The sequence below is a fragment of the Mesorhizobium sp. B1-1-1 genome (genome assembly GCF_006442955.1).
Classification (GTDB): Bacteria; Pseudomonadota; Alphaproteobacteria; order Rhizobiales; family Rhizobiaceae; genus Mesorhizobium.
Genome location: NZ_VFWW01000001.1, coordinates 167,450 through 182,890 on the forward strand (window position 1 = coordinate 167,450; position 15,441 = coordinate 182,890).

The 15,441-nt window shown below is 63.5% G+C and carries 13 protein-coding genes; 2 read left to right on the forward strand and 11 right to left on the reverse strand.

The annotated features are described in order from the left end of the window. Positions 1-18 precede the first annotated feature (18 nt). The 10 genes from purF to rpsF all read right to left on the reverse strand — a co-directional run bounded on the left by purF (position 19) and on the right by rpsF (position 9,984). Entirely contained in the window at positions 19-1,488 is a 1,470-nt protein-coding gene (gene purF, locus FJ986_RS00835; RefSeq protein ID WP_140657933.1) for an amidophosphoribosyltransferase, read from the reverse strand. A 121-nt stretch (positions 1,489-1,609) separates the two neighbouring features. Next, positions 1,610-2,281, reverse strand: a complete 672-nt coding sequence (locus FJ986_RS00840) for a CvpA family protein (RefSeq protein ID WP_140494478.1) — start codon at positions 2,279-2,281, stop codon at positions 1,610-1,612. A gap of 44 nt (positions 2,282-2,325) precedes the next feature. Then, positions 2,326-3,729, reverse strand: a complete 1,404-nt coding sequence (gene radA, locus FJ986_RS00845) for a DNA repair protein RadA (RefSeq protein WP_140494476.1) — start codon at positions 3,727-3,729, stop codon at positions 2,326-2,328. An 87-nt stretch (positions 3,730-3,816) separates the two neighbouring features. After that, positions 3,817-5,307 (reverse strand): replicative DNA helicase, encoded by a 1,491-nt coding sequence (locus FJ986_RS00850; protein ID WP_140494474.1) that lies wholly within the window; start codon positions 5,305-5,307, stop codon positions 3,817-3,819. 225 nt (positions 5,308-5,532) lie between these two features. After that, positions 5,533-6,504: a small ribosomal subunit Rsm22 family protein gene (locus FJ986_RS00855; RefSeq protein ID WP_140673173.1), complete on the reverse strand. Its 972-nt coding sequence runs from the start codon at positions 6,502-6,504 to the stop codon at positions 5,533-5,535. A gap of 3 nt (positions 6,505-6,507) precedes the next feature. Further along, entirely contained in the window at positions 6,508-6,831 is a 324-nt protein-coding gene (locus FJ986_RS00860) for a YnfA family protein (protein ID WP_140517843.1), read from the reverse strand. An 85-nt stretch (positions 6,832-6,916) separates the two neighbouring features. Next, complete coding sequence (locus FJ986_RS00865) at positions 6,917-8,209, reverse strand: cyclopropane-fatty-acyl-phospholipid synthase family protein (protein WP_140517844.1); 1,293 nt, start codon at positions 8,207-8,209, stop codon at positions 6,917-6,919. A 234-nt stretch (positions 8,210-8,443) separates the two neighbouring features. Further along, on the reverse strand, positions 8,444-9,028 hold the full coding sequence (gene rplI / locus FJ986_RS00870; RefSeq protein WP_140494465.1) for a 50S ribosomal protein L9: 585 nt from the start codon (positions 9,026-9,028) through the stop codon (positions 8,444-8,446). Between the two features lie 213 nt (positions 9,029-9,241). Continuing rightward, on the reverse strand, positions 9,242-9,490 hold the full coding sequence (gene rpsR, locus FJ986_RS00875) for a 30S ribosomal protein S18 (RefSeq protein ID WP_006203718.1): 249 nt from the start codon (positions 9,488-9,490) through the stop codon (positions 9,242-9,244). After that, entirely contained in the window at positions 9,490-9,984 is a 495-nt protein-coding gene (rpsF, locus tag FJ986_RS00880; protein ID WP_140494463.1) for a 30S ribosomal protein S6, read from the reverse strand. The genes rpsR and rpsF overlap by 1 nt, the downstream gene beginning before the upstream one ends. A gap of 449 nt (positions 9,985-10,433) precedes the next feature. On the opposite strand from rpsF, the gene FJ986_RS00885 reads away from it, so the two are divergent. Further along, complete coding sequence (locus tag FJ986_RS00885; protein ID WP_140517845.1) at positions 10,434-12,143, forward strand: pilus assembly protein; 1,710 nt, start codon at positions 10,434-10,436, stop codon at positions 12,141-12,143. A 45-nt stretch (positions 12,144-12,188) separates the two neighbouring features. Here the strand turns inward: FJ986_RS00885 and FJ986_RS00890 are convergent, their stop codons facing one another. After that, a complete protein-coding gene (locus FJ986_RS00890) occupies positions 12,189-14,117 on the reverse strand; it encodes an LTA synthase family protein (protein ID WP_224646406.1) in 1,929 nt (642 codons plus the stop codon). A 276-nt stretch (positions 14,118-14,393) separates the two neighbouring features. Here FJ986_RS00890 and fabD point away from each other — a divergent pair, with 276 nt between their 5' ends. Then, a complete protein-coding gene (fabD, locus tag FJ986_RS00895) occupies positions 14,394-15,335 on the forward strand; it encodes an ACP S-malonyltransferase (protein ID WP_140517846.1) in 942 nt (313 codons plus the stop codon). Positions 15,336-15,441: the final 106 nt, after the last annotated feature.

Sequence of the window (15,441 nt, forward strand, 5' to 3'; positions counted from 1 at the left end):
ACTGGCAGTGCGGCAATCCTATGCGCCGCTCGTCGCCAGCAGCGACAGCGTGCGCACATTGTCGTGGCCTTCGAAGTCGAGCAGGCGGGTCGGATACTGGCCGGTGAAGCAGGCGTCGCAGAATTGCGGCTGCTCGTTGTCGCGGTTGGCCTCGCCGACGGCGCGATAGAGTCCGTCGATCGACAGGAAGCCGAGCGAATCGACGCGGATGAATTCGGCCATCTCCTCGATCGACATACGTGATGCCAAAAGCTTCGATTTTTCCGGCGTATCGACGCCGTAGAAGCAGGAGGCGCTGGTCGGCGGCGAGGCGATGCGCATATGCACTTCCTTGGCGCCGGCGTCTCGCACCATCTGCACGATCTTCTGGCTGGTGGTGCCGCGCACGATGGAATCGTCGACCAGCACGACGCGCTTGCCCTCGATCATGCGGCGGTTGGCGTTGTGCTTCAGCTTGACGCCCATGTGGCGGATCGAATCGCCGGGCTGGATGAAGGTGCGGCCGACATAGTGGTTGCGGATGATGCCGAGCTCGAAGGGGATGCCCGCGGCTTGCGAAAAGCCGATTGCCGCCGGCGTGCCGGAATCCGGCACCGGCACGACGATGTCGGCCTCGACGGGATTTTCCTGCGCGAGTTCCGCGCCGATGCGCTTGCGCACCTCGTAGACGTTGCGGCCTTCGACCGAAGAGTCCGGGCGTGCGAAATAGACATATTCGAAAATGCAGAAGCGGGTCTTCTGCGGCTCGAACGGGAACAGGCTCTCGATGCCCTTGGAGGTAACGACGACCATCTCGCCTGGCTTCAGGTCGCGCACGAAACGCGCGCCGATGATGTCCAGCGCGCAGGTTTCGGAGGCCAGGATCCAGGCACCGTCGAGGTCACCCAGTACCAGCGGGCGGATGCCGAGCGGGTCACGGCAACCGATCATCTTCTTGGCCGTCATCGCCACCAGCGAAAAGGCGCCCTCGACCTGGCGCACCGCATCGATGAAGCGCGAGTTGAGATCGCGCTCCTTGCTGGTGGCGACGAGGTGCAGAAGCGTCTCGGTGTCGGAGGTCGAGGAGAAGATCGCGCCTTGCTTCTGCAGCGCGCGCTGCACGGTCATGGCGTTGGTCAGATTGCCGTTATGGGCCACGGCAAAACCGCCATCGGCCAGTTCGGCGAAGAAGGGCTGGATGTTGCGCATGCCGGCCCCGCCGGTCGTGGCGTAGCGCGTGTGGCCGATGGCGCGATTGCCTTGCAGGCTGTCGATGACGCGCTGCTTGGTGAAGGTGTCGCCGATCAGGCCGACATGGCGTTCGACATGGAACTGGGAGCCGTCGTAGGAGACGATGCCGGCCGCTTCCTGGCCGCGATGCTGCAGCGCGTGCAGGCCGAGCGTGACGATGGCCGCCGCGTCCTGCCGGCCGAAAATGCCGAACACGCCGCATTCGTCGTGGAAGTGATCGTCAGCTTCCGCGGAAAGCACGTGGTCTGCGTCTGCCATGGGGCTCAAGCTCCGCTAAAATCGCCATATAAGGCGACAGCGTCGTAAAAGCAACGCGCCCGGCGATGGTTCACGATCACCGCCAGTCTCGGGCGCCTGTTCCGCGGCGCCCGATCACTCATCAATTCGCCGGCGCCGCCGGGGCCGGATTGGCCGGTGCGTTGTCCGCGGGAGGCGTTCCGGCATCGCTGTCGTCAGGAGCCGGCGCATTGGCATCGTCCCCTCCCGCCGGGGCATCCGTGGCCGGTGCGTCCGGTGCGGCGGGCGTTTCGGCGGCCGGCTGATTCGGATTGAGCTTCTTGAGGATGGCGTTTTCCGGATCCTCGGGCAGCAGGCTTTCAAGCTTGGCGCCGATCTGTTCCAGCAGCGGCCGCGACTTGGCCTCCGTGACCCAGGCCGGTGCCTTGGCGCCGGCCAGCCAATTGAAGAACAGCAGGGCCACGGCAACCACCAGAATGCCGCGGGCGGCGCCATAGAGGAAGCCGAGCGTGCGGTCGAGCGCGCCGATGCGGGAATCGATGATCCAGTCGGCGAGCTTCATGGTGATGACGCTGACGACGATCAAAGCGATGATGAAGACGACGCCGGCGGAGGCCGCCATGGCGATCTTTTCATTGTCGATGTAGGGTTTCAGGTAGGGCAGCACGGGCTTGTAGAAAAAGAACGCCGCCGCGGCTGCCGCCGCCCAGGACACGATGGACAGGACCTCGCGTGAAAAGCCGCGAACCATGGCGAGCATCGCCGAGACCAGGGTGAAGCCGACGAGAATTCCGTCAAGCAGCGTTATCGGCATCTTTGTCGCCCCCACTCCCTGTCGCTCACCACCAGGTGAGCCCGTCATTCTTCGTCGTTGGCGCGGCTGCGCCGTGAGCCGGCTATGCGCGCCACGAGGTCGGCGAGCTCGGTGGGCTGGAAAGCGCCGGCCCCGATTCCTCCGGCAAGTTCCTCGCTGCCCAAGGGCAGAACCGCGCTTGCGAAACCCAGCTTTTCGGCCTCCTTGAGACGCTGCTGCGCATGCGCAACCGGCCTCACGGCGCCAGAAAGGCTGATTTCGCCGAAATAGACGCAATCGGCGGGAAGGGCAAGACCGGTGAGCGAGGAAACCAGTGCGGCCGCCACCGCCACATCGGCCGCGGGCTCGGAAATGCGGTAGCCGCCGGCTACGTTCAGATAGACGTCTTGTTGGCCGAAGCGCACGCCGCAATGCGCCTCGAGCACCGCCAGGATCATCGACAGCCGGGCGCCGTCCCAGCCAACGACGGCGCGGCGCGGCGTGCCGAGCGAGGAGGGTGCAACCAGCGCCTGGATTTCGACCAGCACCGGCCTTGTGCCTTCCATACCGGCGAAAACCGCCGCTCCAGGCGATTTCGCGTGGCGCTCGCCGAGGAACAGCTCGGACGGATTGGCAACCTCGCGCAGCCCCTTGTCCGACATTTCGAAGACGCCGATCTCGTCGGTCGGGCCGAAGCGGTTCTTGACGGTGCGCAGGATACGGTAGTGATGGCCGCCTTCGCCCTCGAAATAGAGTACGGCGTCGACCATGTGCTCGACGACGCGCGGGCCGGCGATCTGGCCTTCCTTGGTGACATGGCCGACGAGCACGATCGCAGCACCGGTGGATTTCGCATAGCGGATCATCGCCTGGGCGGCGGCACGCACCTGGGTGACGGTGCCGGGCGCCGAATCGGCGAGGTCGGTCCACAGCGTCTGGATCGAATCGAGGATCACCAGGTCCGGCCGCTTGCCGTCGGCGATCGTGGCAAGGATATCCTCGACATTGGTCTCGGCCGCAAGCTCGACCGGTGTGGAAGCGACGCCGAGGCGCTGCGCGCGCAGCCTGATCTGGGCGACCGCCTCCTCACCCGAGACATAGACGATGCGGTGGCCCCTCGAGGCAAGGGCAGCAGCAGCCTGGGTGAGCAGCGTCGACTTGCCGATACCGGGATCGCCGCCGACCAGCAGCGCCGAGCCGCGCACGAAGCCGCCGCCCGTGGCGCGGTCGAGCTCACCGATGCCCGACACGATGCGCGGCGCGTCCTCGATATCGCCGGAAAGCGTGGTCAGCACCACCGCGCGGCCCTTGCGGGCGTTGCGCGTATTGGCCGGCCCGGAACCGATGCCGCCGGACGTACCTTCCTCGACCAGCGTGTTCCATTCGCCGCAGGCGTCGCATTTGCCGGCCCAGCGCTGATGCACCGATCCGCAGTTCTGGCAGATGAACTGGACGCGGGACTTAGCCATTAGCGAGGCCTGCTTCGGGATCGCCGATGCTGGATCGGTGGGCGGGCCAGAGGGGGGGGTGACGGAGCGCGACGGTGAGTCAAAAAGCTACTCAAACCTTTCAGCGATATGATGTTCCTCCGCCAGATCCGAGAAGCGGGTGAATTCGCCGTGGAAGGCGAGCGTGACCGTGCCCGTCGGTCCGTGACGCTGCTTGGCCACGATCACCTCGGCCTTGCCGCGCATCTCGTTCATCTCGTTTTCCCACTTGATGTACTCGTCGGTGCCGAGCTTCGGCTCGCGGTTCTTGAGGTAGTATTCCTCGCGGTAGACGAAGATCACGACGTCGGCGTCCTGCTCGATCGAGCCGGATTCGCGCAAGTCCGAGAGCTGCGGGCGCTTGTCGTCGCGGCTTTCAACCTGTCGCGAGAGCTGCGACAGCGCGATGATCGGCACCGCGAGCTCCTTGGCCAGTGCCTTGAGGCCGGTGGTGATCTCGGTGATTTCCTGCACGCGGTTCTGCGAGGCCCTGGCGCTGGAGCCCTGCATCAGCTGGATATAGTCGATGACGATGAGGTCGAGGCCGCGCTGGCGCTTCAGGCGCCGGGCGCGGGCCGAGAGCTGGGCGATCGAGATGCCGCCGGTCTGGTCGATGAACAGCGGAATCTTCTGCATGGTCTGCGAACAGGCGACCAGCTTTTCGAAGTCCATTTCGGTAATCTCGCCGCGGCGGATCTTCGAGGAGGAGATTTCCGTCTGTTCGGAGATGATACGGGTCGCGAGCTGTTCCGACGACATTTCGAGCGAGAAGAAGCCGACGACACCGCCATTCGCCGCCTTGAACGACCCGTCGGCCTGCTGCGCCGGCACATAGGCCTCGGCGACGTTGAAAGCGATGTTGGTGGCGAGCGACGTCTTGCCCATGCCCGGACGGCCGGCAAGGACGATCAGATCGGACGATTGCAGGCCGCCCATGCGGCGGTCGAGGTCGCGCATGCCGGTGGCCAGCCCCGACAGGTGGCCGTCGCGCATGTAGGCGGCGTTGGCCATGTCGACCGCGGTCTTGACCGCGTCGGTGAAGCTCTCGAAGCCGCCGTCATAGCGTCCGGTTTCGGCCAGCTCGAACAGGCGCCGTTCGGCATCCTCGATCTGCTCGGACGGCGACATGTCGACCGGCGCGTCATAGGCGATGTTGACCATGTCCTCGCCGACGGTGATCAGGGCGCGACGCGTCGCAAGGTCATAGATGGCGCGACCGTAATCTGCGGCGTTGACGACCGTGACGGCTTCGACCGCCAGGCGCACGACATATTGTGCTACCGTCATGTCGCCGACCTTCTCGTCGGCCGGCAGGAAGGTCTTCAGCGTGATCGGCGTTGCCACCTTGCCCATGCGAATGAGCTCTGCCGCGATCTCGAAGATCTTGCGATGCAGGGGTTCGTAAAAGTGGCTGGCCTTCAGGAAGTCGGAGACGCGATAGAAGGCATCGTTGTTGACCAGGATCGCGCCGAGCAGCGCCTGTTCCGCCTCGATGTTGTTCGGCGCCTCGCGATAGAGCGGTTGCTCCGCCACGCCGAATTTCCGCGCTGCCTCTGCCATGATGTCCCCGATTTCGATCCCGGTCTCTCGATATCAGAATCGGAAAATTGAGTGCTGACTTATCTGCAACAGTTATCACCCAAGCAGATTTGATGCCCACTGTTCACAGAAACAAAAAACCGTCCACAGGACAGTATTCCCGTGCCCTGATTCCGATTGACTCGACAAGGTGCTGATTCTACGCGACGGTTTGGAACAAAGCAAGAACGATCGTCACCCGAATCCCTACGCTGTATCGAGCACATCGCCCCAGTCCGACCGCCGTGCCGCCTTGAACAGTTCACCGTCACGCTTGCTGAAAAGCGTCTCTCCGGCACTGCCGTCCGGCCGGCAAAGCTTGAGCGCCGCCTTGCCCGAGCCGGTTTTCGGTGGCGCGATCACCCGCGCCGCGCGGACTGGCGCCGGCTGCCTCGAAGCCGCGACATAGATGAACTTCTCGTCCTCCCATGGCACTTCGGCGTCCTTGGCCAGCCGGTGCAGGCGCGAGCGGGCGACGCGCCGCGAAAAGTGGCACCAGTCGGGCGGGATGAGCGGGCAGGGGGCTTCGTGCGGGCAAGGTGCCAGCACATGCGCGCCCGCTTCTGTCAGTTGCCGGCGAACCGCGAGAACACGCTGCCAGCCCGCCGGCGTGCCCGGCTCCACGATCAGCAGCGTGTCTGTCGTGAGCTGCCACAGCCGATCGACTATTTTGGGCAGGGATGCCGGTGCGATCTCATCCAGCACATAGGCGCAGGTGACGAGATCCGCCGGCTGCGAACCGTCAAGGTCGATGGTCACATCGCCGGCCTGCCAGGCGATCCGGGCAGCGATTGCATCGGCGGCAAGCGCCTCGCCGACCTTGCGCACCGCAGCACTGGCCTCCAGCAAAACCGCATGCTGAAGATCGGGCCACAGGTCCGCCGTGGCCCAAAGCACGGTGCCCGGGCCGGCGCCGACATCGAGCAGGGTTTTCGGCGCGAATTCCGGCTGGGCTTCGTTCACCGCGTCGAGGCTGGCGCGGACGGCGGCATAGGTCGCCGGCAGCCGCGTCGCCAGATAAGCCTTGACCGCCATATCCTGCGCCATATGCAGGCGGCCGTCGCGCATCTCGGCGCGGTATCGGTCCGACAGGGTTTTCGCCGCCTGCCTGAGCACCGGCAGCGGCACGTTTTCGAGGGCACGGTCGACGGCCTGTCGAAGCGGGGCGGGCAGTTCCACGGCTCATGCCCCTCGTGGTGCGAGCAGGATGACAGAGGCACCCAGTATGCAGAGCGCCGCCCCCGCAAGGTCCCACCGGTCGGGACGCACGCTTTCCACCAGCCAAAGCCAGGCCAGTGACGCCGCGATGTAGATGCCGCCATAGGCGGCATAGGCGCGGCCGGCCGCGCCGGTGTCCACCAGGGCCAGAAGCCAGGCGAACACAAGCAACGAAACGAACCCTGGTAGCAGCCACAGCGGCGATTTCTCCAGCCGCCACCACGCCCACACCGAAAAACAGCCAGCGATCTCGGCGAGCGCCGCGGCTGCATAGAGGAGGTAGGTCATGAAAAAGGCCTCGCGACGATCACGAGGCCTTTTTCAGGGCACGAGCCGGGAATGGCAAGCGCCAATGCGGCAAAGCGGTCTGTTCCTATTCCGCCACCTTGCGGCGCCGGGCGGGCTTGGCGGCCTCTTCGACCGGAGCCGCTTCGCGATGGCCCATGTCGCGCATTTCGAGCGCCTTTTCACATTTGACCATATAGTCGCGCGCCATCGGCAGGGTGTCGTTCTTCCTGGCAAGCTGGATCTGGAAGATGACCAGATCCTGCCAGCGGAAGGCGGCTTCCGAGGCTGCCAGATAGAATTCCCACATGCGGCAGAAGCGTTCGTCATAGATCGCCTTGGCCTTGTCGCGGTTGGCGGCGAAGCGCTGGCCCCAATGCTTCAACGTGTCGGCATAATGGAGCCGCAGGATTTCGATGTCCGTGACGACGAGGCCTGACTTCTCGATCGCCGGCATGACTTCGGAAAGCGCGGGAATGTAGCCGCCCGGGAAGATGTATTTGCGGATGAAGGCGCTGGTCGCCCACGGCACGCCGGAGCGGCCGATCGTGTGCAGGAGCATGACGCCATCAGGCTTCAGCAACGTCGCGCTCTTGTCGAAGAAAGTGCGGTAGTGATTGACCCCGACATGTTCGAACATGCCGACCGAAACGATGCGGTCGAAGCGTTCGTTGAGTTCGCGGTAATCCTTCAGCTCGAAGTGAACGTGGTTTTCCAGGCCCTGGGCATGCGCCCGGTCGGTGGCGACGCCGTGCTGCTCGGTCGACAGTGTCACGCCCTGTACGTCGACGTCGAAGGCCTTGGCAAGGTAGAGGCCTAGCCCGCCCCAGCCGGAGCCGATGTCGAGCACCGTCTGCCCGGCCTTCAGCCTGAGCTTGGCGGCGATGTGGCGCTTCTTGGCTGCCTGCGCCTCGTCCAGCGTCATGTCCGGCTGCTCGAAATAGGCGCAGGAATACTGCATGTCCTCATCGAGGAAGAGCCGGTAAAGGTCACCCGACAGATCATAGTGGCGCTGCACGTTGCGGCGCGAACGCGACGCGGTGTTGATCTGCTGCAGGCGGCGGAAAGCGTGGCGCAGGCCTTCGATGGCTTTCGACCACGTCGCGTCGATGCCGCCGCTGCCCATGTTCTGGAAAGCGATGCGCATCAGGCCAAGGACGCCGCCCTCGAGGATGTCGAGTTCGCCATCCATGTAGGCTTCCGGCACGGCCAGCATCGGGTCGAAGGTGATGGCGCGCTCGGCGTGCCTGGTCTTGATGTGCAGATGCACCGGCTCGCCGCTGCCGTCACCGAACACGAATGTCGTGCCCTGTGGGCCGGTCACCTTGAGATTGCCTGTGCGCACCAGGCGGTCGAGAACGCGTTTCAACAGAATATTCATGACCCAAATGTCCCCTCTCGGTCAGACAGGCTGTCCTACTCTGCATCAATATATAGGGTTTCGAAAAGTTCCTTTTGGCACAAAAATGCCCAGGTGGTGGACCCGGGCATTGGTCCAGTCTGACTTGAACTGCCAGTCTGACTGGAGCTGCCAGTCTGATCGGAGCTGCCAGTCTGATCGGAGCTGATTGGCCGAAGCCGAATGCGGCGCGCCGGCAGGCGCGCCGCGCCGATGTCAGGCGTTCTCTTCGCCGCCCTCGAACTCGGCGTTCGGGTCGAAGAAGTTCTCCGGCCGGGCATTGTCGTTGATGTCCTCGCCATAGATGGCCTCGGCGGTGGTCAGCGTCTCGCCCTTGGCTTGGCGCTCGGCTTCGTCGGCCGTGCGGGCGATGTTGAGCGTGATCGTGACCTCGACTTCCGGATGCAGCGCGATCGCCACATTGGTCACGCCGATGGTCTTGATCGGCTGGTTGAGCTGGATCTGGTTGCGGTTGACCGAAAAGCCCTCTGCCGTCAGCAGGTCGGCGATATCGCGCGTCGACACCGAGCCGTAGAGCTGGCCGGTCTCGCCGGCCGAGCGAACGGCGATGAAGCTCTTGCCGTCGAGCTGTTCGGCGACCTGCGAGGCTTCGGACTTCCGCTCGAGGTTGCGGGCTTCGAGCTGCGCGCGCTGGCCTTCGAACTTCTTCTTGTTGGCCTCGTTGGCGCGCAGCGCCTTGCCCTGCGGCAACAGGAAATTGCGGGCAAAGCCGTCCTTGACCTTGACGGTGTCGCCCATTTGGCCGAGGCGGGAAACGCGTTCGAGAAGAATGACTTCCATGGTTTTGTTCCTTTCGTTAGGGCGCCGATCGAGAGATCGGCACCGAATTCTCTGGAACAGGTCAGGAAGCAAAAGGGCGTTGCCGCCGGTGTCGCTGTCCTGCCTGTCGCGGCAGTTAGAGGCTTTTGGCCTCAACTCGGGATTTGATGCGCAATCCAGCGGCGCCCGTCGCCGTGGAAGAGAAGCGGGCGGCAGAGCCGCCCGCGTCAAGGATTAGCGAACCACGTAGGGCAGCAGGCCGAGGAAGCGGGCGCGCTTGATCGCCTTGGCGAGCTCGCGCTGCTTCTTCTGGCTGACGGCGGTGATGCGCGACGGCACGATCTTGCCGCGCTCGGAAATGTAGCGCTGCAGGAGGCGCACGTCCTTGTAGTCGATCTTGGGCGCGTTGGCGCCCGAGAACGGGCAGGTCTTGCGGCGGCGATGGAACGGGCGCCGGGTCGGGATCTGGTTGATGTCGACCATTATTCTGCACCCCCCTCAAAGCCTTCGCGCGGACGGCGCGGACCACGATCGCCACCGGCGTCGCCGCCGAAGCTGCGTGGCGGACGATCGCCGCGATCACGGTCGCCGAACGAGCGCGGACCGCGGTCGCCGCGGTCACGGTCGCCGAAGCCGCCGCGTTCCGAGCGCTCTTCGCGCTTCTGCATCATGGCGGAGGGACCTTCCTCATGCGCATCGACCTTGATGGTCAGGAAACGCAGCACGTCCTCGGACAGGCCCATCTGGCGCTCCATTTCGTTGAGCGCTGCCGGCGGGCAGTCAAGATCCATCAGCGTGTAGTATGCCTTCCGGTTCTTGTTGACCCGGTAGGTGAGGGACTTCAGTCCCCAGTTCTCGACCCGGCCGACGGACCCGCCATTGGCGGAGATGACGCCCTTGTACTGTTCGACAAGCGCATCGACCTGCTGCTGCGAGAGGTCCTGCCGGGCAAGAAACACATGTTCGTAAAGAGCCATTATGTCTTTTCGCCTTTCTTCGTTTCTCTCCCGGTTCCCGGCGGCAAAAGCCTCTGCAACTTCTCTGACCCGCCAGGAGCGGGGAAGAAAGGAGCATGACGAGACGGTCGAGAGCGGAGACACGGGAGGCGGAAGCGCTTCTGGCTTCACGCGAAGGTTTTCGAAAACCTCCGGCCCTCCGTTCAGCCCCCAGCTGGGACCGGCAGATTGGCGGCGTCTATATAGCAATCCACGTGGAAGGCAAGAGCAGGCGGCAATCCCGGATGTCGCAGGGCCGGAAAACCGGCATGTGCGGCGATAGGACTCCGTGGTTCCCGGAAACCAGGCCTTAACCACCATGACAGGTTGTATGGGGTTGCGGCCCCGGCATCAACCGCCGATTCATCATGTCTGGCGCAAAAAGCGGCATCCCGCTGTCAGCAACGGGCTAGGCATTTCCGGGGGTAAGGATGCTTCTCAAGAAATTCTGGCGCTCGAAAAGCGGCAACTTCGCGCTTTTGCTCGGGATCGGCTTGCCGGCCATCCTGTCGGCGGTGGCCTTCGCAGCCGATGTCTCCACCATCATGCGGGCCAAGAGCAACCTGCAGAATGCGCTCGACGCGGCAAATCTCGCCTCCTCGCATCTCGGCGATCTGGACATCACCCGCACCGACGCCTTCAACCGCTATTTCCAGGCCAACGTAGCCGGACATGGCGAACTCACAAATGCGCGGGCCACGTTGACGGTCGACAGGGGCGTCAACTTCGTCAAGACGAAGGCCGTCGCCTCGGCTGACGTCGATTTGAACTTCGCCTTCCTGCTCGGTGAGAGCAGGCACATCGTGGTCGATGCCTCGGCGGTCGAATCGAACAACCAGCTCGAAGTCGTGCTGGTTCTGGACAACACCGGCTCGATGGCCGGCGCCAAAATTGCTGCCCTCAAGACAGCGACGGACAATCTGCTCAAATATCTGGAAGCGGCGCAATCACCGACGCGCAAGGTCCGCGTGGCGCTGGTACCCTTCGTCACGGCTGTCAATGTCAACGGCGACGGGTTCGACCCGTCCTGGATCGACATGGACGGCAAGTCATCCACCAATGGAATCAATTTCCCCGTCATCAACGACAAGCGTCCCAATCATATGGCGCTGTTCAGGCAGTTGATGAAAGATCCGGCCTCTGCCGCCAAATTGACGGGGTGGAAGGACGGCAAGGGGGAGGATACGGGTTGGAAAGGCTGCGTCGAGGCGCGGCCTGGTGTCCTTAATATCGCCGATACGCCGCCTGATCCACGTTACCCTGACACTCTGTTCGTGCCTTATTTCGCGCCGGACAGTCCGGGAAAGGGGACGAGACCTTCCAGCGGCTATTCAAACGATGCCTATCACTACAACAATTCCTTTATCGACGACGCCCCTGATGAGGCCAAACTTGCTCGGAATGGCGGACTGAATATTCTCGGAATAGACCTGAGCGGCTTGCTTGGAAGTGCTGCCGGGCTTTTGCGGGGTGATCTTGAAACAGTCGCCAAATATGTGGCGCCGCAGAACACCGCCATTGCCACCGCGGTCACAAACGATCCAAACGCCTTGCAATTGACGGTGGGGCCAAACCGGTCCTGTCCCTCGCCAATCGTCCCCTTGACCGAAGACTTTACAAAACTTCGCAACGAGGCCGCCAAGATGCTTGCATGGGCGGGGTCCGGCACCAATGTTTCCGAGGGCCTGGCCTGGGGCCAGCGGGTGTTGTCGCCGGGTGCGCCATACGCCGAGGGTACGCCTTGGAAGACGCCTGGGGTGAGCAAGATCGTCATGTTGCTCACCGACGGCGAGAATGTCGTCTACGGCGCCAGCAACGAGACGACCAAGTCAGACTATACGTCCTATGGTTTTCTCGCGGGCTCAACCTATGGCGCTGCCGGTCGGCTTGGATCGGACAATCAGACCACCGCCGCGCGCAATGTCGACGGATGGACCAAAAGCGTCTGCACGCAGTTGAAGAAGCAGGGCGCCGAAATCTACACGATGGTGCTGCAATCCGATACCGCCGCCAACCGCACGCTTTACAGCGCCTGCGCCTCGGATCCCAGCGACTACTACGCCGTCAACGATCCAAACAAATTGCCGAACGTGTTCCAGCAGATCGCCAACAAATTCTCGAAATTGCAACTGACGAATTGAACGCTCGACCCCGCTGGGCGGCATCCTGGAAGGATGCCGCGAATTTCAGCTCATATGGGCGACGACCTTGTCCACCGTTTCGGGGAAGAAGTCGGGCGCCGCGTGGCGTTTGCCGAACATCATGTCGTATTGCAGCAGCCGGAAGTCGCGGATCGCCGGGTCGATCTGCTTTTGCCGCGCCCAATCGGGCGTGGCTTCTCCCGCCGGCGTCAGCAGCAGATTGCGGTCGACCACGCGGTAGCGTTCGCGCATCTCGCCCAGGAAGCCGGTATAGTAGGGGTGGGTGATGCCGGCCGTTTTCAGGATGTGATAGGGCAGGAAGGCGGGGCTGACGGCGCCCATGTCCTTGGCAGGGCCTGTGCGGTTCGACCAGATGACCAGTGGCGTCTGATGATGCTCCAGCGCCGCCTCGGCGGAAGCCTCCTTGCGCGGCGCGACATTGTCCTTCATGAACCCGGTCTCTACATATACCGGCCCAAGCGGCGGCAGATGGTCGCCGAAGAAGGCGATGACGGTGGGGCGAGAGCGTTTCTTTGCCCATTCGATCAGGCGTTCGAGACCGCGGTCCGCGTCGGCCGAGCCCTCGGTGTAACTCAGCAGCGATTCACGCGCCCATTGGCTGATCGGCGCCTGCACGGTGTGGGTCGGGTTGTAGTAGCGGTTCGGCTCGTAAGGGCCGTGGTTCTGCAGGCTGACGGCAAAGAAGAACACCGGGGCATCGCTGGCATCGGCCTCGCTGATGATCTCGTCCGTCATCGCCGCGTCGGATGCCAGCGGCCCGCGCTTTTGCATCGGCGGCAACGTCTCTTCCGATCTGAAGTCGTCGAAGCCGAAATCGGCATAGACCGCGCCGCGGTTCCAGAACCAGTTGGTGCCCGGATGGATGGCGCGCGCCCTGTAGCCCTCCCTCTTCAGGAAAGTCGCCAGCGACGGCGTCGGCGTGCGCACATATTGCTGGTAGGGGATGCTGCCGGCCGGCAGGAAGGCGTTGGAGAAGCCGGTCAGTGCCTCGAACTCGATATTGGCGGTCATGCCGCCGAATTCGGGTGAGAACATGGAGCCCGAACGCAGCGCCCGCACATTGGGGATCGGATCGGGCGTGATGGTGACCCCCGGCAGCTTGGTCGGATCCCAGAAGGATTCGCTCATGACGACGATGATGTCGGGCTTTTCCTGGGGCACCGAGGCGGTCACCTGCGGCCTGTCGATGGCCGCGATCGCCTTTTCCGAATAGCCTGGCGGCGCCGAGACATGCGCCATCGGCACGTTCAGCGCGAAGGCGAGCGCAAAGCCGTTGGAGGCGTAATTTTCCTTCTGGTCCCACATAATCGGGATGATCTGCAGCCGGTCCCGGGTCCAGGAGAAGGTGGCATAGTCCATGATCGAGACGAAGAAGGCGAGCAGCGGCACCGCCAGCGTCAGCCGGGCGAGACGGCCCTTGCGGCTGAGTATGGGCACCTTTCGACGCCAGACCCGCCAGCCATAGATGAGCAGCGACAGGCCGGCGACAATGCCGACAATCATGGCAAGGGCAGTCATCGGGCGGTCACGCACCAGAAGCGGCAGCAGCGCCACGATCTGGCGGGAGTAGAGGAAATCGGTCGGGTAGAGGGGATCGCCGAGATAATGCGATTTCTGGTGACCGATGAAAGCCAGCGAGAGCGTCAGCGGCGCGACGATCATCAGGCTTTGATAGCTGCGGCCGAAAACGGCATCGAGGCCGACCAGAACCAGTGCGAACACCACGATCGTGGTCCAGCCCGGCTTGAGCGGCTGCAGGAAGAAGGAAACCGTGCCGGCGAAGTCGCCGCGCACGATCAATTCGATGGCGAACACCAGGACGGCCGCGATCAGCAGGCTGGTCAGCCCATAGCGTATGGTCGGCCACTTCCGTCCCGGCAGGTAGCCGGTGGAAGGATCGTCTTCCAGAAACTGTGGCGCGGCTTTGCCTGCGCCTTTCGAAATCCTAGCCACTTTAACTTCCCCACCCAGCGACAGACCCGTCACTCGATTGTCATGGAATTGTCACGCAAAGCTAGCGCCTGTGGCGGAAATAAGAAGAGCCAGCAAACGATTCGTGAGCGGTTTTCATCAGGAGTGATCGCCAAAAAGCCTTTTGGAACAGGCACTCGGCCGGCAAAGCTGCCAAGGGGCCGGGTCGAACCGGGCTTGACTTGGCAGGCCGCGTTGCGTCACAGGCAGGAAAATTCGTGTATCAGGCAAGCAGAACCGAGCTTTGGGAGCCCACACATGGCCGTTGCATTCACCTTTCCGGGACAAGGCAGCCAGGCTGTCGGCATGGGCAAGGACCTCGCCGATGCCTTCCCCGAGGCGCGCAGGGTTTTTAGCGAAGTCGACGACGCGCTCGGCGAAAACCTGTCGAAGCTGATCTGGGAAGGGCCGGAAGAGACGCTGACGCTCACCGCCAACGCGCAGCCGGCGCTGATGGCCGTATCGCTGGCCGCGATCAGGGCCTTGGAAGCGCGCGGCTTCTCGCTGAAGGACAAGATTACCTACGTCGCTGGCCATTCGCTGGGCGAATATTCGGCGCTTGCCGCCGCCGGCTTCGTCTCGGTTGCCGATGCCGCCAGGCTGCTGCGCATCCGCGGCAATGCCATGCAAGCGGCGGTGCCCGCCGGCGAAGGCGCCATGGCGGCGATCATCGGACTGGAGCAGGCCGATGTCGAAGCCGCCTGCGCCGAGGCTGCCAAAGGATCGGTCTGCCAGATCGCCAACGACAATGGCGGTGGCCAGCTGGTGATTTCCGGCGCCAAGGCAGCGGTCGAACTGGCTGCCAAACTGTGCACGGAAAAAGGCGCCAAGCGAGCGCTGATGCTGCAGGTCTCCGCGCCCTTCCATTCGGCGCTGATGGCGCCCGCCGCCGAGATCATGCGCGAGGCGCTGGCCGGGGTAACCAAGAACGCGCCTGTCGTGCCGCTCGTCTCCAATGTCACGGTCACTCCGACCAGCGATCCCGAAATCATTGCGCGCCGTCTGTTCGAACAGGTGATCGGCCGCGTGCGCTGGCGCGAGACGGTGGAGTGGTTCGGCGCGAACGGCGTCACCACGCTCTATGAAGTCGGCGCGGGAAAAGTGCTTTCAGGGCTGGCCCGGCGCATCAACCGCGAAATCGCCACGGCATCGGTCGGTTCCGCGGCCGAGGTCGAAACCGCACTGGCGGCGCTCGGGTGAGGCGCCGCGTGTGAATTTGATGGCGCGGCTTGTATCGCTGAAGATATTCCGTTGGTGATGGCAATCGGATGCCCGCGAGACGTATACAGATAAGGTTGCTCGCTGA

Coding starts and splice junctions, on each gene's coding strand:
- purF (WP_140657933.1), bottom strand. CDS start 1,488: ATGGCAGACGCAGACCACGTGCTTTCCGCGGAAGCTGACGATCACTTC.
- FJ986_RS00840 (WP_140494478.1), bottom strand. CDS start 2,281: ATGCCGATAACGCTGCTTGACGGAATTCTCGTCGGCTTCACCCTGGTC.
- radA (WP_140494476.1), bottom strand. CDS start 3,729: ATGGCTAAGTCCCGCGTCCAGTTCATCTGCCAGAACTGCGGATCGGTG.
- FJ986_RS00850 (WP_140494474.1), bottom strand. CDS start 5,307: ATGGCAGAGGCAGCGCGGAAATTCGGCGTGGCGGAGCAACCGCTCTAT.
- FJ986_RS00860 (WP_140517843.1), bottom strand. CDS start 6,831: ATGACCTACCTCCTCTATGCAGCCGCGGCGCTCGCCGAGATCGCTGGC.
- FJ986_RS00865 (WP_140517844.1), bottom strand. CDS start 8,209: ATGAATATTCTGTTGAAACGCGTTCTCGACCGCCTGGTGCGCACAGGC.
- rplI (WP_140494465.1), bottom strand. CDS start 9,028: ATGGAAGTCATTCTTCTCGAACGCGTTTCCCGCCTCGGCCAAATGGGC.
- rpsR (WP_006203718.1), bottom strand. CDS start 9,490: ATGGTCGACATCAACCAGATCCCGACCCGGCGCCCGTTCCATCGCCGC.
- rpsF (WP_140494463.1), bottom strand. CDS start 9,984: ATGGCTCTTTACGAACATGTGTTTCTTGCCCGGCAGGACCTCTCGCAG.
- FJ986_RS00885 (WP_140517845.1), top strand. CDS start 10,434: ATGCTTCTCAAGAAATTCTGGCGCTCGAAAAGCGGCAACTTCGCGCTT.
- fabD (WP_140517846.1), top strand. CDS start 14,394: ATGGCCGTTGCATTCACCTTTCCGGGACAAGGCAGCCAGGCTGTCGGC.